We start from the raw sequence: 16999 nt of genomic DNA on the forward strand, positions 1-16999 counted from the left end.
CGCAACCGGACCCACCCCGCCTTCGACAGGTTCCCGCTGCTGTTGGTGGGTGCTGACCGTTGGTCGGCACGCGGCTGTTGGTAGGTGTCGACCTTGGTCGACACATGCATCAGGTCCGTGGGGAATCGTTCGTTGCGTGCTCGAACAATTCCCCCTGCACCACCGGCTCCTTTTCGCGGAAGCCACCGAGTCCGACACCCACCAGCCGGTAGCGGGTCTCCGCCGGCAGATCGACGCGGGCGCGCAGGGCCAGCGCGATGTCGCGCAGTTCTTCCATCGATTCCGGCGGGCGCTCCGGGGTGAAGCTGCGGGTGAGGATGCGGAACTGCGCGGTCTTCAGCTTCAGCACCACGGTGTGGCCGACGCGCTCGGTCTTGCGCGTGGCATTCCAGGTCTTCTCCGCCAGCTGCACGATCGCCTCGCCCAGGTCTTCCAACGGCAGGTCCTCGGCGAAGGTGTCCTCCGAGGAAATCGACTGCACCTGCTGGTCCGGCTCCACCGGCCGCTCATCGATGCCGCGTGCGCGGTTGTACAGGCTGCGGCCGAAACTGCCGAACGCCTCTTCCAGATCGATCAAGGCCCACTGCCGCAGGTCGCCGCAGGTGACGATACCGCGTGCGGCCAGCTTGCCTTCCATCACCTTGCCGACGCCGGGCACCCGGTTCACCGGCAACGGCAGCAGGAACGCGTCCACCCGCTGCGGGGGGATCACGAACTGGCCATCGGGCTTGCGCCAGTCCGAAGCGATCTTGGCCAGGAACTTGTTCGGCGCGATCCCGGCTGAAGCAGTCAGGTTCGTTTCCTCGCGGATCTGCGTGCGGATGGTACGGGCGATGTCGGTGGCCAGTTCGATACCGCTCTTCGGCTCGGTCACGTCCAGGTAGGCCTCGTCCAGCGACAACGGCTCGACCAGGTCGGTGTGACGCAGGAAGATCTCGCGCACGTGGCGTGACACCGCCTTGTAACGCGCGAAGTCCGGCGGCACGAAGATCGCATCCGGACACAGGCGTTCGGCACGCAGCGCCGGCATCGCTGAGCGCACGCCGAACACGCGGGCCTCGTACGAGGCCGCGCACACCACCGAGCGTGCGCCGCGCCATGCCACAACCACCGGCTTGCCGCGCAGTGACGGATCGTCGCGCTGCTCCACCGACGCGTAGAACGCGTCCATGTCGACGTGGATGATCTTGCGCAGTCGGGTCATGTCAGGCGGAAAGGGCGGGGGCGTGCCGAACGGGCCACACGCCGAAGTATGGTCGTTGCACATCAACAGGATGCGCGTATTCCATTGAAAACACTACGGTTGCGTACGGTTGAAATGTTTGATCGGCGCAGTTTCCACGGGCATCCTCGAGCGCTTGTTTCCCTGTTTCCCCGCTTCCAGGATTGTGCTTCATGACCCGTCTCCACGCGTTCAACCGCGAACAGCTGCTGGCCAGCGCACGCGGTGAACTGTTCGGCGCCGCCGCCGGCCGTTTGCCCAACGATCCGATGCTGATGTTCGACCGCATCACCGACATCCGCGAGGACGGCGGACCGCACGGCAAGGGCATGGTACGCGCCGAACTGGATATCCGCCCGGACCTGTGGTTCTTCGGCTGCCACTTCATCGGCGACCCGGTGATGCCCGGCTGCCTCGGCCTGGATGCCATGTGGCAGCTGACCGGCTTCTTCCTGACCTGGCTGGGCGCCCCCGGCAAGGGCCGCGCACTGGGCTGCGGCGAGGTGAAGTTCACCGGCCAGGTACTGCCTGAGGCCAAGCGGGTGCGCTACGAGATCGACATCAGCCGCGTCATCAACCGCAAGCTGGTGATGGCCCAGTCGGACGCCCGCATGTACGTGGATGACCGCGAAATCTACAGCGCGCGCGACCTGCGCGTCGGCCTGTTCACTGAAACCGGGAGCTTCTGATGCGTCGCGTCGTCATCACCGGTATGGGCATCACGTCCTGCCTCGGCAATGATCTGGATACCGTTTCGGCCGCGCTGCGCGAAGGGCGCTCGGGCATCACCGCCCTGGCCGACCACGCCGAAGCCGGCCTGCGCAGCCAGGTCGGCGGCCGTGTCGACCTCGACCTGGACGCATTGATCGACCGCAAGCAGAAGCGCTTCATGAGTGATGCGGCGGCCTTCGCCTACCTGTCCATGCGCGATGCCATCGCCGATGCCGGGCTCAGCCCCGAGCAGGTCAGCAACCTGCGCACCGGCCTGATCGCCGGTTCCGGTGGCGGCTCCAGCGAGTGGCAGATCGGCGCGGTCGACCTGCTGCGCGAACGTGGTGTGCGCAAGGTCGGCCCGTACATGGTGCCGCGCACGATGTGCTCGACGGTCTCGGCCTGCCTGGCCACCGCCTACCAGATCAAGGGCGTCAGCTATTCGCTGTCGGCCGCCTGCGCGACCTCGGCACACTGCATCGGCGCCGCCGCGGACATGATCCGCCATGGCGCGCAGGACATCATGTTCGCCGGTGGCGGTGAAGACCTGCACTGGTCGATGAGCGTGATGTTCGATGCGATGGGCGCGCTGTCGACCAGCTTCAACGAGACCCCGGCCAGCGCCTCGCGTCCGTACGACAAGGACCGCGACGGCTTCGTCATCGCCGGTGGCGGCGGCATGCTGGTGCTGGAGGACTACGACCACGCCGTTGCGCGCGGCGCGCACATCCATGCCGAGCTGATCGGCTATGGCGTGACCTCCGACGGCGCCGACATGGTCGCGCCGTCCGGCGAAGGCGCGGTGCGCTGCATGAAGATGGCGCTGCAGGGTGTCGATCGTCCGCTGGACTACCTCAACACCCACGGCACCTCCACGCCGCTGGGCGACGTCACCGAGCTCAATGCGATCCGCGAAGTGTTCGGCGATGCGGTACCGCCGCTGTCCTCGACCAAGGCACTGTCCGGCCATTCGCTGGGTGCGGCCAGCGTGCACGAGGCGATCTACTGCCTGCTGATGATGCGCGATGGCTTCGTCGCCGGTTCGGCCAACATCGGCGAACTGGACCCGAAGGTGGAGAGCTTCCCGATCCTGCGCGAAAGCCGCGAGCAGAAGCTGGATACGGTGATGTCCAACAGCTTCGGCTTCGGTGGCACCAACGCCGCGCTGGTGTTCGGGCGGGTGTGATGGGGCAGGTGTGCCGACCAACGGTCGGCACCCACCAACGGATGTAGAGCCGAGCCATGCTCGGCTGCATTGAAAAGCGTGCCAACCAAGGTTGGCACCTACCGGGGCATTGGGCGTGCCAACCAAGGTTGGCACCTACCGAAGCACTAGGGTGTGCCGACCAACGGTCGGCAGCCACCGTCAGGGGCGGTCGGCACCTACCGGTTACCTCGGCAGCAGCGGCAGCAGCAGCGCGTGCGCATCCACCAGCGAGCCGACGATGCGGTGGCCCAGTGCGCGCAGCTCTTCGTCAGGATGCACCAGGTCCGGCACCTGGATCACGGTCATGCCGGCGGCCAATGCCGCGCGCGTACCGGCCGGTGAGTCTTCCAGCGCCAGGCAGCGTTCCGGGGCCTGGCCCAGCCGCTGCGCGGCCAGCAGGTAGATGTCCGGCGCCGGTTTCGGCCGCGCCACGTCGCCACTGGTGATCACCGCATCGAAATACGGCAGCAGGCCGGCAGCGGCCAGCTTGCGGTTGGCCCGCGGCTGCCGCGTGGTGGTTGCCACTGCACGCGGTACCGCGTGCGCCTTCAACAGCTCCAGCAGCTCCAGGATGCCTGGCCGCAGCGGCAGACCGGTCTGCGTGCGTGCTTCGTACAGCTCATGGCAACGTGCCGCCACTGCGTCGATCACGCTGTCCTCGATGCCCTGCGCGCGCAGCAGCGCGTGCGTGTCACGGTCACCAAGGCCGACCATGCGCAGGAACACCGCCTCGTCCAGGCCCAACCCGAATTCGTCGGCGGCCTCGCTCCAGCAGGCCAGCGAGACCCGCTCGCTGTCGATCATCAGGCCGTCCATGTCGAAGATGACGGCGTCGGGGAGGAACGGCAGCGCAGCGATGGTGGTCATGGAGCGAACAGCGTATCCAGGTCGGTGGAAGTGAGCTGCCGCCATTGCCCCTCGTCCAGTCCCTGCAGGTCCAGCCCGCCAACACGACTGCGGTGCAGGGCCTGCACGTGGTTGCCGGTGGCGGCGAACATGCGGCGTACCTGATGGTAGCGGCCTTCGTGCAGCACCAGGCGCGCGCGACGCGCATCCAGCACTTCCAGTTCAGCCGGCAGCAGGGGCGTCTTCTCGGACTCCAGCATCAGCGTACCGCTGGCGAACAGCGCTACCTCGTCGCCGCGCAGGTCGTCGTTCAACTCGACCTCATAGACTTTCGGCAGCTTCGACTTCGGCGAGATGATCCGGTGCAGCAGGCTGCCATCGTCAGTCAGCAGCAGCAGGCCACTGGTCTCGCGGTCGAGGCGGCCCACCGTGGACAGCACCGGATCGCGGTCGCGGAAGCGCGGCGGCAGCAGGTCGTAGATCAGGCGGCCGGTGTCCTTGGTCGAACAGGTGTAGCCGGCCGGCTTGTGCAGCGCGATCGACAGGCCCACCGGCGGGTCCAGCGGCTCGCCATCGACCCGGATCGCCTCGTGCGGCACCTGGTCGTCGGCATACAGCACCTCGCCGTCGGCGTCGGTGACGCGGCCTTCGCGGAACATCCACTGCACCTGCTTGCGGCTGCCGTAGCCCAGGTTGGCGATGAGCTTGACCAGCTTCACTTGCCCTTCCCCTTCACCGCTTCCACCAGCTTGAAGCCATCGCGCTCGGCGACCACGCGCACCGCGCCAAAGCTCTCGTTGAGCGTGTACTCGTACGGCAGATGGCGGTTGGCCACTACGTACAGGCGTCCGCCCGGGCGCAGCGCCTGCGCGGCCACGGCGATGAAGCGCTGGCCGATGTCAGGACGGTCGGCGCGCGACGGCGTGTGGAACGGCGGATTGCTGATGATCACGTCGTAGCCCGGCTCGATGCCGGCGGTGACGTCGCGCCACAGGAAGCGCAGCGGCAGCGGGCGCGGCGGTGGTGCCAGGTTCAGTTCGGCCAGGGCCAGCGCGCGCTGCTCGGCTTCGTACAGGTCCAGCGCGGTGATCTTCGGGCAACGCTCCAGCAGCTCGCGCGACAGGTAGCCATAGCCCGCGCCGAGGTCGGCAGCACGCCCGGCCAGGTCGGCCGGCAGGTGCTCGGCCAACAGCGCGGACGCCGGGTCGATGCGATCCCAGGCGAACACGCCCGGGCGGCTGAGGAAACGGCCGCCGACGATTGGCCGCACCGCATCCAGTGCCGACCAGCGCTTGGCCAGGTCGGCGTCGTGCTGGCCCTGCATCGGGGCGGTCCAGTACACGCGGCAGTGGTTCTTGGTCAGGCTGCCGCCGAGGCCGGTCAGCTGCTTGAGGTCACCCTCGCCCGAGCGTGCCCCTTCGTTGTTGGACTGGCAGGCAACGATGCGGCCGCCCTCGGCGACCAGCGCCAGCGCGCGGGCGAACAGCGCGCGGGCTTCCTCACGCTGGCGCGGCGGCAGCACCAGCACCAGCGGGTAGCGGCCCTTGCCGGCCACATCATCCAGCTGGCCGCTGACGGTCCAGCCGGCGGCCTGCTGCAGCGGCTGCGCGAACGGGGCAAAGCTCTGCTCGCAGTGCACCTCGCGGTTGCCGGCCGCTTCGCGCAGCGGCCAGCCGTCGCGGGCACGCAGGAAGGCCACCGGGCCCTCCGGCCAGCGCAGGGCGCCTTGGGAGAACGGCAGGAACAGGGTCTGCAGGGGGGCGTCGTCGCTGGAGGCCATCGGCGCGGGTACTTCAAGCGTGAGGGCCGTCCATTGTACCGGCTTGGCCGGGCCGGCCCCGGCAGCCGCTTTGCGAAACCCGAACGGGGCCTTGATCTGCCAGCAACATTGGAACGTTCAGGGTAGAGGCTCCCCCGGAAACCCAGGAGAACCTGCATGCGAGCCTTGTTCGTCGGTGGCGTGGTCGACAACAGTGAAATGGACCTGGAAGGCAGCCATCCGCCCGTGCATTACCCCGAGGACACCGGCGGCGGCCACTCACGCTACCGGCTGCACCAGGTCGGTCATGGCGCCGACGGCAGCGTGGCCTATGCGGTGTACGGCGCACCGGATCTGGCCGATGACGAAGTGGCCCGGGTGGCGGAAGAACGCGCCTATGCGCGCCGGTTCGAGGCGACGCCGACGTTGTTCGAGCATTGACACACCGGTAGCGCCCGAGCCCACGCTCGGGCGACGGCGCAGCCGAGCGTGGGCTCGGCTCTACATCCGATCAAGGCGCCCTGGGTGGCAGGCGGTCGACGCTGGCGATTTCATCCAGCCACACATGATGCTGTTGCACCGGCGTGTCGTAGTCATCCAGGCGCAACTGGCCGTTGCTGCCTTCGTCGCCGGCTTCGTTGCGGTACTGCTGCACGGTCGGTTTCACCGCCACGGTGCCGAGCAGGCGGCGGCCATCGTGCAGGGTCAGCTGCACCTGCGTTTCGCCCTCCAGCTGCGGCAGCAGGGCTTCCAGGCGCGCGATCTGCGCCGGATCGGTATGGATGCGGGGAGCTGTACGGGACATCGGCGACCTCCTGTGAATGCTCAATGCAGCGCGCTGTCGGCGCGCGGCACCTGTACCTTGCGCACGGCCGACACTAGCTGCGCCACCGAATAGGGCTTGGCGACGTGCTCCTGGAAGCCAGACGCCAGCGCTCGGCGCCGGTCATCGGCACGCGCCAGTGCGGTCACGGCCACCGCCGGCAGCGTCGGCGCGTCCACGCCCATGTCCTCGCGCAGCGTGCGCACCAGGCCATAGCCATCCATGCCCGGCATGCCGATGTCGGTCAGCATCACGTGGTACTGCAGATGCCCGGTATCGGCCAGCAGCGCCAGCGCTTCACCGGCCGAGCTGGCTGCCGACACGCTCGCGCCCTGCTCTTCCAGCATGCGCCGCAGGTACTCCAGCACTTCCGGCTGGTCTTCCACCGCCAGCACGTGCATGCCACGCAGCGGATACGGCTCGACGATCACCGGCTCCAGGATCGGCCCGCTGATCACTTCGCGCAGTGGCCGCCGTTCGGCATCGGGAATGTGCTGCGGCAGGCGTACGGTGAAGGTGGCGCCGTGGCCATGGCCCTCGCTGGCAGCGGTGACGGTACCGCCATGCAGTTCGACCAGCTGCTGCACGATGGCCAGGCCCAGGCCCAGGCCGCCATGGCGTCGGGTGGTGGTGCCATCGGCCTGGCGGAAACGGCTGAACAGGTGATTGAGGAATTCGGGCGCAATACCGTCGCCGGTGTCACGCACGGTGATCACCCAGTGGTTGCCGTCGGCCTGCAGCTGCAGGTCGATGCGGCCTTCGGCCGGGGTGAACTTGATTGCATTCGACAGCAGGTTCCACAACACCTGCTGCAGACGGGTGGCATCGCCCAGCACCAGGCAGGGCTGCTCGGGCAGCAGCAGGCTCACGTCCAGTGCCTTGCCTTCGGCGACCAGCTCCTGCGCGCCGATGGCTTCGCCCAGCAGGTCGCGCAGGTCCAGTATCTCCACCTCCAGCTGCACCTTGCCCAGCAGCATGCTGCTGAGGTCGAGCATGTCCGAGATCAGCCGCTTCTGCGCACCGGCGCTGCTGGCGATCACATTCAGGCCCTTGTACAGCGGGCTGGTGTTGTCCACGCGCTGCAGCAGCAACTCGCTCCAGCCGAGGATGGTGGTCAGCGGCGTACGCAGCTCATGCGACAGCGTGGCCAGGAATTCGTCCTTCAGCCGCGCCATGTTCTCGGCGGCGCTGCGCGCGGCACGCTCGGACTGCAGCAACTCCTCACGGGCCAGTTCGATCTCGCGGCGTTCGGTCACGTCCGGGCTGCTGCCGGCCAGGCCGATGAAGCGGCCCATCCGCGAGAAGCGCGGGCGTGCGTTCATTTCCAGCCAACGCCATTCGCCATCGGCGCGCCGGGCCCGCACCAGCGCATGCATCGACCGCTGCGCCTTCAGTGCTTCCTGCAGTTCGTACTCGAACACCGATGCATCGTCCGGATGCACCAGGCCGCGCCAGACATCTTCCGGAACGCGTGTTTCGTCACCGCCGAAGAACTCACTGAAAGCGCTGTTGACGAAACGCGCATGGCCGCGCTCGTCGAGCACCCACACCGGCATCGGCAGGCCGTCGGCCAGCGCACTGAAGCGGGCTTCGCTTTCGCCCAGCTCCACTTCCATCTGCTTGCGTGCGGTGATGTCGAAGAACAGGATGCCGACCTTGTCCTCGCCCGGACGGCCCACGCGCACCGCATCGACCGCGAACGAACGGCCCAGCGCACGCGCTTCCATCTCGAACTGGGCGGGGCGGCCACTGCGCGCGACTTCGCCGTAGATGCGGAACCAGTCTTCCTCGTGATTCGGCTCCAGCAGGCTCATGCGCTGGCCGCAGGCGTCCTTCAGGCCGGTGTGCCGTTCGAAGGCATCGTTGACCTCGATGAAACGGTAATCCACCGCGCGGTCCCCCTCGAACAGCACCTGGATCACGCAGAAACCCGCGTTGATGCGCTCAAGCACGCCATGATGCAGGTCGGGTTCAGGCGCCGGCACCATCATCGGCGGGCGCTCCACTAGGGGCGGCAGTGTGGACAAGGGCGTCTATGCAGGCCGGATTGGAAGCACAGCATCTTCCAAAGCGCGTATTCACAGCGTCAAGCGACATCAGTCATGGTTGACGTCGATGAATTGGCGGCAACCACCCTTGCGCGCGACGCATTCGGCCATTGCGGCGGTCCGGCCACAGGATCACACTCGATCCGTGATCAACATCGTCCCCAGCTCGGGGACGCAGGAGACCGTCATGAAACGCTCACTCGCGATTGCCCTGCTGGCAGGCGCCCTGGTGGCGGGCGGCGCCAGCGCTGCACCGCGCACCGTGACCGATGCGGACGCGCCGCGCGCATTGCAGGCCGACGGCCCGGTCAGCGTGAAATGGGAGGATCCGGCCAAATTCACCGAGATCCGCCAGAGCACCAACCGCTTCGAAGCCGAACGCGGTGATTGGGTACAGCAGCTGGCCCGCTACCTGCAGACCACCGCTGCCAAGCCGCTGCAGCCTGGGCAGACCCTCGATGTGACCCTGGTGGACATCAAGCGTGCCGGTGACTACGAGCCGTGGCACGGCCCACGTGGCCGCGACATCCGGATCATGCGCGACATCTACCCGCCGCGGATCAGCCTGCAGTACACGTTGAAGGACGCCAGCGGCCGTATCGTCAGCGAGGGCGATGCGCGCCTCAGCGATACCGGTTACCTGCACAACCTGGGGCTGAGGAGCGACAGCGATCCGCTGCGCTACGAGAAGCGCCTGATCGATGACTGGGTGAAGCGCCAGCTGGCCAGCCAGGCGACCGCCGCGCGTTAGGCCCCGACGGTAGGTGTCGACCTTGGTCGACACGCATTACACGGCGCCGACCAGGGTCGGCCGCTACGAGAGCCGCGCATGGCGACCGCTGCGCGCCAAGCCCTCGGTAGGTGTCGACCTTGGTCGACACGCATTACACGGTGCCGACCAGGGTCGGCCGCTACGAGAGCCGCGCATGGCGACCGCTGCGCACCAAGCCCCCGGTAGGTGTCGACCTTGGTCGACACGCATTCACGGCGCCGACCAGGGTCGGCCGCTACGAGAGCCGCGCATGGCGACCGCTGCGCACCAAGCCCTCGGTAGGTGTCGACCTTGGTCGACACGCATTCACGGTGCCGACCAAGGTCGGCTGCTACCAGAGCCGCGCATGGCGACCGCTGCGTGCCAAGCCCCCGGCAGGTGTCGACCTTGGTCGACACGCATTCACGGTGCCGACCGAGGTCGGCCGCTGACCGGAGCCGAGCGTGGGCTCGGCGCTACACGTACACCTTCGCCACGCGCTTGACCGCGCACGGCAGCTGGTACGCGCTCACGCCACAGCGCGGCGCCAGCTCGGACAGCGTCGGTGCGCTGCCCCACAGTTCCACCACGCTGCCGATGCCGGCCTGCGCATGCGCGGTCAGGTCCACCGTCAGCATGTCCATCGACACGCGCCCGATCAGCGCACCGGGCTGGCCGTCGATCAGCACCGGGGTGCCATTCGGGGCGAACTGCGGATAACCGTCGGCATAGCCGAGCGCGACCACACCCACGCGGGTGCGCGCCTTGGCCACGAAGCGGGCGCCATAGCCCACCGGCTCACCCGCCTCGATCCAGCGTTCGGCGATCACCTTCGACTGCATCGTCATCACCGGGCGCAGGCGCTCGGTCAGTGCTGTGTTGTCCGGCAGCGGGTTTGCGCCATACAGCATCAGGCCCGGGCGCACCCAGTCACTGCGCACGTCCGGCCAGCCCAGCAGCGCCGGCGAGTTGCACACGCTGGTCTCGCCGTGCAGGCCCTCGATGGCCCGCGCGAAAGTCGCCGCCTGTTGGTGGGTGCGTTCGCTGTCCAGCTCGTCAGCGCGCGCCAGGTGGGTCATCAGCACGATGCGCTCGACCTGCGGCAGCGCCGACAGGCGTGCATGCGCGGCACGGAAGCTGTCCACGTCCAGGCCGAGGCGATGCATGCCGCTGTCCAGCTTCAGCCACACCGTCAACGGGCGCGGGCTGTCGAAGGCGGCGACGGCCTCCAGCTGCCACGGCGAACCAACGGCGAACCAGAAATCATGCTCGGCCACCAGCGCCATGTCGCTGGGTTCGAAGATGCCTTCCAGCAGAAGGATCGGCGCACGGATGCCGGCCTGGCGCAGTTCCAGCGCCTCTTCGATGGTGGCCACGCCGAAACCATCGGCCTCGCCTTCCAGCGCCTGCGCACAGCGCACCGCGCCATGCCCATAGGCGTCGGCCTTGATGATCGCCAGGGCCTTGCCACCGCCCAGTTCACGGGCGAGCCGGTAATTGCTGCGCAGGGCGCCCAGATCGATCAGCGCGCGAGCAGGACGCATGTGCGGTTCTCTTGTTGCGGCGCGTGACCGTACTGGCCGTAGCGGAAAATATCCAGGCCTTCGGTGCTGATCTGCGGCTGGCGCGCGCTCATCAGGTCGGCCAGGTAGCGGCCCGAGCCGCACGCCATGGTCCAGCCCAGCGTGCCGTGGCCGGTGTTGAGGTACAGATTGCGGAACGGCGTGGCGCCGATCACCGGCGTACCGTCCGGCGTGGCCGGGCGCAGGCCGGTCCAGAACTGCGCACGCGACAGGTCACCGCCCTTCGGGTAGAGGTCGCTGACCACCAGCTCCAGGGTTTCACGGCGGCGCTGCGACAGCGACAGGTCGAAGCCGGCCACTTCGGCCATGCCACCGACACGGATGCGGTCGTCGAAACGGGTGACCGCCACCTTGTAGCTCTCATCGAGGATGGTCGAGGTCGGTGCCATCGCCGGATCGGTGATCGGCAGAGTCAGCGAGTAGCCCTTCAGCGGGTACACCGGCAGGCGCATGCCCAATGGTGCGACCAGCGCCGGCGAATAGCTGCCGAGCGCGACCACGAAGCGGTCGGCGGTTTCCAGCTTGCCGTCGATGCGCACGCCGGTGATGCGGTCGCCATCGAACTCCAGGCCGGTGATGTCCTGGTCGAAGCGGAACTCGACACCAGCATCCACGCACATCTGCGCCAGGCGGCGGGTGAACAGCTGGCAGTCGCCGGTCTGGTCACGCGGCAGGCGCAGCGCGCCGACCAGGCCATCGACATGCTCCAGCGCCGGTTCGGCCTGGATGATGCCGGCGCGGTCCAGCACCTCGTACGGCACGCCGTACTGGGCCAGGATCTCGATGTCCTGCGCCGAGGCATCGAGCTGCTGCTGGGTGCGGAACAACTGGGTGGTGCCCAGGTCGCGGCCTTCGAATTCGATGCCGATCTGCGCGCGCAGCTCGTTCAGGCAGTCGCGGCTGTATTCGGACATGCGCACCATGCGCGCCTTGTTGATCGCGTAGCGCTCATGGGTACAGTTGCGCAGCATCTGCCACAGCCAACGGTACTGGGCCAGGTCCATGCCCGGCTTGATCGCCAGCGGTGCGTGCTTCTCGAACAGCCAGCCGATCGCCTTCTTCGGCACGCCCGGGGCCGCCCACGGCGAGGTGTAGCCGAACGACAGCTGGCCGGCATTGGCGAAGCTGGTTTCCAGCGCCGGTCCGGGTTGGCGGTCGATGACCGTGACTTCAAACCCGGCCTGTCGCAGGTACCAGGCACTGGTGGTGCCGATCACGCCGCTGCCGAGAACTAGGACTCGCATGGGACTTCTCCAACCCGATCATTCCCTGCACTGGAGCGTGCCGGGACCATAATTGGGGAAGTATAGACAGCCATTCCCAGTTGATTTGCCTGTTTTGAAATCAACCGACAGGATGTTCTCCTGCAATTCATTCCCCAAGGTTGACGGCCATGGCCACCCGTATCCGCGAACTGGACAAGATCGACCGCAAGATCCTGCGCATCCTGCAGGCCGAGGGCCGTATCTCCTTTACCGAGCTGGGCGAGCGGGTCGGCCTGTCGACCACGCCGTGCACTGAGCGCGTGCGTCGATTGGAGCGCGAAGGGGTTATCACCGGCTACCACGCCCACCTCGACCCGGCTGCGGTGAAGGCCAGCCTGCTGGTGTTCGTCGAGATCAGCCTGGCCTACAAGTCCGGCGACATCTTCGAGGAGTTCCGGCGCGCGGCGCTGAAGCTGCCCAACGTACTGGAGTGCCACCTGGTGTCGGGCGACTTCGATTACCTGCTGAAGGCGCGGATCAGTGAAATGGCCTCCTACCGCAAGCTGCTCGGCAGCACCTTGCTGACGCTGCCGCATGTACGTGAGTCGAAGAGCTACATCGTGATGGAAGAGGTGAAGGAAACGCTGAGCCTGCCGATTCCGGATTGAGGCGTTCGCAGGATGGGGTCAGAGCCCGCTGCGCGGGATCCGACCCCTGGGTCCGTCAGCGCTGCTGCGTATGCTTCTGCGAGCGCTGTTCCTGCTGCTTGCCGCCCTTGTGCTGCTGCGGCTCTATCTGCTGTTGTTGCTGCTGCTGTTGCTGCGGATTACGGCCCTGCGGTTCCTTGCCGGGATGACGGTTCTGCTGGTTTTTCATGATCGCGATCCAGTGGACGAAGGACATGCGGCGGCGGAATGCCGACGCAGGGCCACGGTGGTCCCGGAACGGTTAATCGCAGGCGAAAAAGCAGTGATCTCCAGGAGGCTGTTTTCGTGCGTTCAGTCCGCACAGCGTGCGGTCGCTGCCCACCCGGGTTGGCACCAGTGGTCAGCGCTTGATCTGCTGGCCGTCACCGGCCGGCACGCTGTCGTAATAACGGCCGGTACGCGAGTCGAATACGCGGTTCGGGCCGGCCGGGCGCACGCCAGGCACGATGCGGCCATTACGGTCATAGACCTTGTCGGCCGGCTTCGGTACCGGCGCCGGCGCGATCCGGGCGGGGCCGGTGGACTTGATCGGCTGCGCCGGCTGCGGCGAGGGCAGCACCTGCGGCTGCGGTCGGGCAGCCTGTGGTGGCGGTACCACCGGTTGCGGTGTCACGGTGGTGGCACTGCGGGTGGCGGTCGGGTCGGCGGTGGGCACCTGCGCCAACGCCAGCGTGGGCAACAGGGCCATCAACAACAGGGACAGGGTCGGTTTCACGTCACGCTCCGGCGTGGTTCGCATTCACCTTGCGCCTGCACCTGTGTGCCGCCCATGAACGGCCATCACACTTGCAAGCGAGCGCCGGCACCCCCACGTTTTCCGGCATCCCCAGGCCATCGACCCCACGGAGCGCCGCCATGACCGCCTTCGACCTGACGCCCCCCACCGCCACCCAGACCGAGGCGCTGGTTGCCGGTCTCAGCAGTGAGGAACGCCGCGTGCTGCTGCAGCACGGCACCGAGGCGCCGTTCTGCGGCGTATTCCTCGACAACAAGCGCGAGGGCGTCTACTGCTGCCGTCTGTGCGCACTGCCGCTGTTCCGCTCCAGCACCAAGTTCGATTCCGGCACCGGCTGGCCCAGCTTCTTCGCCCCCTTCGACCCGGCGCACGTGCGCGAGATCCGCGATACCAGCCACGGCATGGTCCGCACCGAGATCACCTGCGCGCGCTGCGGCAGCCACCTGGGCCACGTGTTTCCGGACGGTCCGCCGCCCACCTACGAGCGCCACTGCCTGAACTCCGTCTCACTTTCGTTCACCGGCAATGGCGAGCCCTGGCCCGACCCGTTGCAGCGTGGCGGCGCCGAAAGCGGCGTAGCGGGCTGAGACACCCCGCTGACCGATTTCACAGAATTCCCTCTTCAGAAAATCGGGCGACGGGCCGACAAGGAGATATCCCCTCTCCTTGCGTCGCCCCATGCTCATCATCGTTGGATTCCTGGTCGTCATCATCAGCGTGATCGGGGGCTATCTCGGTGCCCACGGCCGCCTGGGTGCCCTCTGGCAGCCCTACGAGCTGGTCATCATCGGCGGCGCCGCGCTCGGCGCCTTCCTGGTCGGTACCCCGGCCAAGACGGTCAAGCAGACCCTGCAGGCCATGGTCGGCGTGTTCAAGGGCCCGCGCTACAAGCAGCAGGACTACATCGACGTCCTCAGCCTGCTCTATGAACTGCTCAACAAGGCCCGCCGCGAAGGCTTCATGGCACTGGAAGACCACGTCGAGCGCCCGGCCGAGAGCGCGCTGTTCGGCAACTACCCCAAGGTGCAGGCCGACCACCACCTGATCGACTTCATCACCGACTGCCTGCGCCTGATGATCGGCAGCAACATCGAGCCGCATGAGCTGGAGCCGCTGCTGGAACTGGAGCTGGAAAAGCACCATGCCGAAGCCATGGCACCGTCGCAGGTGCTGACCAAGGTCGCCGACGGACTGCCCGGTTTCGGCATCGTCGCTGCAGTGCTGGGCATCGTCATCACCATGGGCTCGATCGGCGGCGACATCGTCGAGGTCGGTGGCCACGTGGCCGGCGCGCTGGTCGGTACTTTCCTCGGCATTCTGCTGGGCTACGGCTTCGTCGGCCCGATGGCGGCCGCGATGGAGGCCCGCGCCGAGCAGGACAGCCGCATCTACGAATCGGTGAAGACCGCCCTGCTGGCCTGCCTGCGCGGCTACAACCCGAAGATCGCGCTGGAATTCGCCCGCAAGACGCTGCCGTCGAACGTGCGCCCGGCCTTCTCCGATTTCGAGCAGCACCTGAAGACGGTCAAGTAAGCCATGGCCGAGACCAAGCCCACCGTCATCGTTCGCCGGGTAAAGAAGGCCGGCCACGCCGCCCATCATGGCGGTTCGTGGAAGGTGGCCTATGCCGACTTCGTGACCGCGATGATGGCGTTCTTCCTGGTGCTGTGGCTGATGGCCACCACCAACAAGAACGACCGGGCGGCCATTTCCGAGTACTTCCGCAACCCCAGCCCGCTGAGCGGACAGAACGCCACACCGGCGCCCGGCATGGCCGGCCCGGGCGGCGCCAGCACCTCGATGATCAAACTCGGCGGTGCCACCGACATCTCGCGGGGCAGCAGCAACGATCCCTTCCAGAACCAGAAGGAAGCGGTGCCGCAGCCGGTGGACCAGCAGCAGCGCGACAAGCAGCAGCTGGAAGCGCTGATGAAGGAGCTGCAGGAAGCGATCAGCAAGAGCCAGGCGCTGGAGCCCTTCAAGGACCAGCTGCTGCTGGACTTGACCCCGGAAGGCCTGCGCATCCAGATCGTGGACAAGCAGAACCGGCCGATGTTCGACCTCGGCAGCGCCACGCTGAAGCCGTATACGCAGCAGATCCTGCACGAGCTGGCCAACTACCTGAACCACGTGCCGAACCGGATCAGCCTGACCGGCCATACCGACATCACCGCCTATTCCGCCGCACGCGGCTACGGCAACTGGGAACTGAGCGCCGACCGTGCCAATGCCGCACGGCGCGCACTGGTGGACGGCGGGCTGGAGGACAGCAAGATCACCCGCGTGGTCGGCCTGTCTTCGTCGGTGCTGTTCGACAAGGCCGACCCGCAGAACCCGATCAACCGCCGCATCAGCATCGTGGTGATGACCCAGGCTGCCGAGGCCGCTGCACTGGCCGGTGCCGGCCCGCAGGTGGGACTGTCGGCGCCGGCCGCCGATCCGGACGTGCAGGCCGCACAGGGGCCGGCAAAGTAAACGGTGGGTACGACCTTGGTCCGCACCTGCCAAGGGCATCACCCGGCACACCCGCTACAATGGCGGTCTTTCCGTTTTCAGGTGACCCACCCCATGTCCCAGTCCTCCAAGGCCAAGCGCGACAAGCGCAAGAAGCAGCAGGCCAAGCGCCCGTTCCTCCGCCTGAACGCCCAGCAGCAGGTGCAGAACCATGCCGTGCTGACCAACGAAGACGGCCAGGTGGTCGCGGCCATCGGCCTGCAGGGCCGCGAGTGGCTGCTGGCGATCGGCGGCCAGACCATGGGCAACGCCGAGAACCCGGTGCCGATGCTGGCCATGCTCAAGCACCTGGCCAACGTGCAGGAGAAGGAAGGCCGCAAGGTCAACCTGGAGTACTCCGAACTGCTGCAGAAGCTGCTGGACACCCTGGCGGCCGAATCCGAGCAGACCGCTGACGAATACCTGGACAAGCTGGTTGCCGAGTTCGAAGGCGTCGACGCTGCTGAAGGCGAAGAAGGCGAAGCCGTCGAAGGCGACGCGGCCGAAGAAGCCGCTGCCGAGGCCGCCCCGGCCGCTGACAGCGACAGCAAGCCGCAGGCCTGAACCGGCCGCGGCGGTGACGGTCTACGTCGATGACGCGGTGCATCCCTGGCGCGGACAGCGCTGGGCGCACCTGATGGCCGACACCCTGGCCGAGCTGCACGCGATGGCGGCGCAGCTCGGCATTCCCCCGCGGGCCTTCCAGAACAAGGCCAGCGGTGCTCACTACGACGTCACTGCCGAGCTGCGCGCACAGGCAATAGCGCTCGGTGCGCGGGCGATTTCCCGGCACACCGACCGTGACCTGGTCAAAGCGGTGATTGCCAACGCCAGGGCGCAGTACCGGCCGTAAGGCCACGTCGCGGGTTCGCCGGACACCAACCGGCACCGACAGGGTAGAGTCGACT

At 67.3% G+C, this 16999-nt stretch carries 22 protein-coding genes; 11 read left to right on the plus strand and 11 right to left on the minus strand.

From position 1 onward, the window contains the following. Positions 1–109 precede the first annotated feature (109 nt). Positions 110–1204: a DNA polymerase IV gene (gene dinB / locus N5J73_RS21625; protein ID WP_049445937.1), complete on the minus strand. Its 1095-nt coding sequence runs from the start codon at positions 1202–1204 to the stop codon at positions 110–112. 1 nt (position 1205) lies between these two features. Further along, positions 1206–1397, minus strand: coding sequence for a hypothetical protein (locus N5J73_RS21630; RefSeq protein ID WP_152906650.1), 192 nt, complete (start codon positions 1395–1397; stop codon positions 1206–1208). Here N5J73_RS21630 and fabA point away from each other — a divergent pair. Beyond that, a complete protein-coding gene (gene fabA / locus N5J73_RS21635; protein ID WP_049445920.1) occupies positions 1396–1911 on the plus strand; it encodes a 3-hydroxyacyl-[acyl-carrier-protein] dehydratase FabA in 516 nt (171 codons plus the stop codon). The two genes, N5J73_RS21630 and fabA, sit on opposite strands and share 2 nt — an antisense overlap. Next, the gene (gene fabB / locus N5J73_RS21640) at positions 1911–3119 is read left to right on the plus strand and encodes a beta-ketoacyl-ACP synthase I (RefSeq protein ID WP_049445922.1); all 1209 of its coding nucleotides are present in this window, start codon (positions 1911–1913) and stop codon (positions 3117–3119) included. The genes fabA and fabB overlap by 1 nt, the downstream gene beginning before the upstream one ends. Before the next feature lie 204 nt (positions 3120–3323). Here the strand turns inward: fabB and N5J73_RS21645 are convergent, their stop codons facing one another. Genes N5J73_RS21645 through N5J73_RS21655 form a run of 3 tightly spaced genes read right to left on the minus strand, consistent with a single transcriptional unit; the run spans position 3324 to position 5766 of the window. Next, on the minus strand, positions 3324–4007 hold the full coding sequence (locus tag N5J73_RS21645) for an HAD family phosphatase (protein WP_049445923.1): 684 nt from the start codon (positions 4005–4007) through the stop codon (positions 3324–3326). After that, positions 4004–4705: a pseudouridine synthase gene (locus tag N5J73_RS21650; RefSeq protein WP_049445925.1), complete on the minus strand. Its 702-nt coding sequence runs from the start codon at positions 4703–4705 to the stop codon at positions 4004–4006. Before N5J73_RS21650 ends, N5J73_RS21645 begins: the two co-directional genes overlap by 4 nt. Next, complete coding sequence (locus N5J73_RS21655; protein WP_049445928.1) at positions 4702–5766, minus strand: class I SAM-dependent methyltransferase; 1065 nt, start codon at positions 5764–5766, stop codon at positions 4702–4704. Before N5J73_RS21655 ends, N5J73_RS21650 begins: the two co-directional genes overlap by 4 nt. A 156-nt stretch (positions 5767–5922) precedes the next feature. On the opposite strand from N5J73_RS21655, the gene N5J73_RS21660 reads away from it, so the two are divergent. After that, positions 5923–6186 (plus strand): hypothetical protein, encoded by a 264-nt coding sequence (locus N5J73_RS21660; protein ID WP_005407925.1) that lies wholly within the window; start codon positions 5923–5925, stop codon positions 6184–6186. A 70-nt stretch (positions 6187–6256) separates the two neighbouring features. On the opposite strand, the gene N5J73_RS21665 is transcribed toward N5J73_RS21660, so the two are convergent. Both N5J73_RS21665 and N5J73_RS21670 read right to left on the minus strand, forming a co-directional pair. Further along, positions 6257–6550, minus strand: a complete 294-nt coding sequence (locus N5J73_RS21665; RefSeq protein WP_049445930.1) for a DUF3247 family protein — start codon at positions 6548–6550, stop codon at positions 6257–6259. Positions 6551–6570: 20 nt separating this feature from the next. Next, positions 6571–8559 carry an ATP-binding protein gene (locus N5J73_RS21670; RefSeq protein ID WP_049445933.1) on the minus strand — a complete coding sequence of 663 codons (1989 nt, stop codon included), beginning with the start codon at positions 8557–8559 and terminating at the stop codon, positions 6571–6573. A 244-nt stretch (positions 8560–8803) separates the two neighbouring features. Here N5J73_RS21670 and N5J73_RS21675 point away from each other — a divergent pair, with 244 nt between their 5' ends. Both N5J73_RS21675 and N5J73_RS21680 read left to right on the plus strand, forming a co-directional pair. Beyond that, the gene (locus tag N5J73_RS21675; protein ID WP_049445936.1) at positions 8804–9367 is read left to right on the plus strand and encodes a DUF3016 domain-containing protein; all 564 of its coding nucleotides are present in this window, start codon (positions 8804–8806) and stop codon (positions 9365–9367) included. Between the two features lie 119 nt (positions 9368–9486). Then, a complete protein-coding gene (locus tag N5J73_RS21680) occupies positions 9487–9819 on the plus strand; it encodes a hypothetical protein (protein WP_279941347.1) in 333 nt (110 codons plus the stop codon). A gap of 24 nt (positions 9820–9843) precedes the next feature. Here the strand turns inward: N5J73_RS21680 and alr are convergent, their stop codons facing one another. After that, positions 9844–10911 carry an alanine racemase gene (gene alr / locus N5J73_RS21685; protein WP_049443492.1) on the minus strand — a complete coding sequence of 356 codons (1068 nt, stop codon included), beginning with the start codon at positions 10909–10911 and terminating at the stop codon, positions 9844–9846. Then, positions 10890–12194: a D-amino acid dehydrogenase gene (locus tag N5J73_RS21690; protein ID WP_049443494.1), complete on the minus strand. Its 1305-nt coding sequence runs from the start codon at positions 12192–12194 to the stop codon at positions 10890–10892. Before N5J73_RS21690 ends, alr begins: the two co-directional genes overlap by 22 nt. A gap of 149 nt (positions 12195–12343) precedes the next feature. Here N5J73_RS21690 and N5J73_RS21695 point away from each other — a divergent pair, with 149 nt between their 5' ends. Then, the gene (locus N5J73_RS21695; RefSeq protein WP_019660918.1) at positions 12344–12823 is read left to right on the plus strand and encodes a winged helix-turn-helix transcriptional regulator; all 480 of its coding nucleotides are present in this window, start codon (positions 12344–12346) and stop codon (positions 12821–12823) included. Between the two features lie 55 nt (positions 12824–12878). On the opposite strand, the gene N5J73_RS21700 is transcribed toward N5J73_RS21695, so the two are convergent. Both N5J73_RS21700 and N5J73_RS21705 read right to left on the minus strand, forming a co-directional pair. Next, entirely contained in the window at positions 12879–13058 is a 180-nt protein-coding gene (locus tag N5J73_RS21700; protein WP_049443496.1) for a hypothetical protein, read from the minus strand. A gap of 144 nt (positions 13059–13202) precedes the next feature. Then, positions 13203–13577 (minus strand): hypothetical protein, encoded by a 375-nt coding sequence (locus tag N5J73_RS21705; RefSeq protein WP_049443529.1) that lies wholly within the window; start codon positions 13575–13577, stop codon positions 13203–13205. A gap of 140 nt (positions 13578–13717) precedes the next feature. Here N5J73_RS21705 and msrB point away from each other — a divergent pair, with 140 nt between their 5' ends. The 5 genes from msrB (at position 13718) to N5J73_RS21730 (ending at position 16944) form a co-directional block, all read left to right on the plus strand. Then, the gene (gene msrB, locus N5J73_RS21710; protein ID WP_005412124.1) at positions 13718–14185 is read left to right on the plus strand and encodes a peptide-methionine (R)-S-oxide reductase MsrB; all 468 of its coding nucleotides are present in this window, start codon (positions 13718–13720) and stop codon (positions 14183–14185) included. A 91-nt stretch (positions 14186–14276) separates the two neighbouring features. After that, positions 14277–15131: a flagellar motor stator protein MotA gene (gene motA, locus N5J73_RS21715; protein ID WP_005407915.1), complete on the plus strand. Its 855-nt coding sequence runs from the start codon at positions 14277–14279 to the stop codon at positions 15129–15131. A 3-nt stretch (positions 15132–15134) separates the two neighbouring features. Beyond that, positions 15135–16073 carry a flagellar motor protein MotB gene (gene motB, locus N5J73_RS21720; protein ID WP_049398339.1) on the plus strand — a complete coding sequence of 313 codons (939 nt, stop codon included), beginning with the start codon at positions 15135–15137 and terminating at the stop codon, positions 16071–16073. Between the two features lie 93 nt (positions 16074–16166). Further along, positions 16167–16655, plus strand: coding sequence for a hypothetical protein (locus tag N5J73_RS21725; RefSeq protein ID WP_049443497.1), 489 nt, complete (start codon positions 16167–16169; stop codon positions 16653–16655). Positions 16656–16668: 13 nt separating this feature from the next. Continuing rightward, the gene (locus N5J73_RS21730) at positions 16669–16944 is read left to right on the plus strand and encodes a DUF4031 domain-containing protein (RefSeq protein ID WP_032959248.1); all 276 of its coding nucleotides are present in this window, start codon (positions 16669–16671) and stop codon (positions 16942–16944) included. The last annotated feature ends 55 nt before the right edge of the window (positions 16945–16999 follow it).

It is taken from the genome of Stenotrophomonas sp. GD03654 (genome assembly GCF_029845105.1).
Classification (GTDB): Bacteria; Pseudomonadota; Gammaproteobacteria; order Xanthomonadales; family Xanthomonadaceae; genus Stenotrophomonas; species Stenotrophomonas africana.

Coding starts and splice junctions, on each gene's coding strand:
- N5J73_RS21670 (WP_049445933.1), bottom strand. CDS start 8,559: ATGATGGTGCCGGCGCCTGAACCCGACCTGCATCATGGCGTGCTTGAG.
- motA (WP_005407915.1), top strand. CDS start 14,277: ATGCTCATCATCGTTGGATTCCTGGTCGTCATCATCAGCGTGATCGGG.
- motB (WP_049398339.1), top strand. CDS start 15,135: ATGGCCGAGACCAAGCCCACCGTCATCGTTCGCCGGGTAAAGAAGGCC.
- N5J73_RS21645 (WP_049445923.1), bottom strand. CDS start 4,007: ATGACCACCATCGCTGCGCTGCCGTTCCTCCCCGACGCCGTCATCTTC.
- N5J73_RS21725 (WP_049443497.1), top strand. CDS start 16,167: ATGTCCCAGTCCTCCAAGGCCAAGCGCGACAAGCGCAAGAAGCAGCAG.
- N5J73_RS21655 (WP_049445928.1), bottom strand. CDS start 5,766: ATGGCCTCCAGCGACGACGCCCCCCTGCAGACCCTGTTCCTGCCGTTC.
- alr (WP_049443492.1), bottom strand. CDS start 10,911: ATGCGTCCTGCTCGCGCGCTGATCGATCTGGGCGCCCTGCGCAGCAAT.
- N5J73_RS21675 (WP_049445936.1), top strand. CDS start 8,804: ATGAAACGCTCACTCGCGATTGCCCTGCTGGCAGGCGCCCTGGTGGCG.
- dinB (WP_049445937.1), bottom strand. CDS start 1,204: ATGACCCGACTGCGCAAGATCATCCACGTCGACATGGACGCGTTCTAC.
- N5J73_RS21690 (WP_049443494.1), bottom strand. CDS start 12,194: ATGCGAGTCCTAGTTCTCGGCAGCGGCGTGATCGGCACCACCAGTGCC.
- N5J73_RS21660 (WP_005407925.1), top strand. CDS start 5,923: ATGCGAGCCTTGTTCGTCGGTGGCGTGGTCGACAACAGTGAAATGGAC.
- N5J73_RS21695 (WP_019660918.1), top strand. CDS start 12,344: ATGGCCACCCGTATCCGCGAACTGGACAAGATCGACCGCAAGATCCTG.
- N5J73_RS21665 (WP_049445930.1), bottom strand. CDS start 6,550: ATGTCCCGTACAGCTCCCCGCATCCATACCGATCCGGCGCAGATCGCG.
- fabB (WP_049445922.1), top strand. CDS start 1,911: ATGCGTCGCGTCGTCATCACCGGTATGGGCATCACGTCCTGCCTCGGC.
- msrB (WP_005412124.1), top strand. CDS start 13,718: ATGACCGCCTTCGACCTGACGCCCCCCACCGCCACCCAGACCGAGGCG.
- N5J73_RS21630 (WP_152906650.1), bottom strand. CDS start 1,397: ATGAAGCACAATCCTGGAAGCGGGGAAACAGGGAAACAAGCGCTCGAG.
- N5J73_RS21700 (WP_049443496.1), bottom strand. CDS start 13,058: ATGTCCTTCGTCCACTGGATCGCGATCATGAAAAACCAGCAGAACCGT.
- fabA (WP_049445920.1), top strand. CDS start 1,396: ATGACCCGTCTCCACGCGTTCAACCGCGAACAGCTGCTGGCCAGCGCA.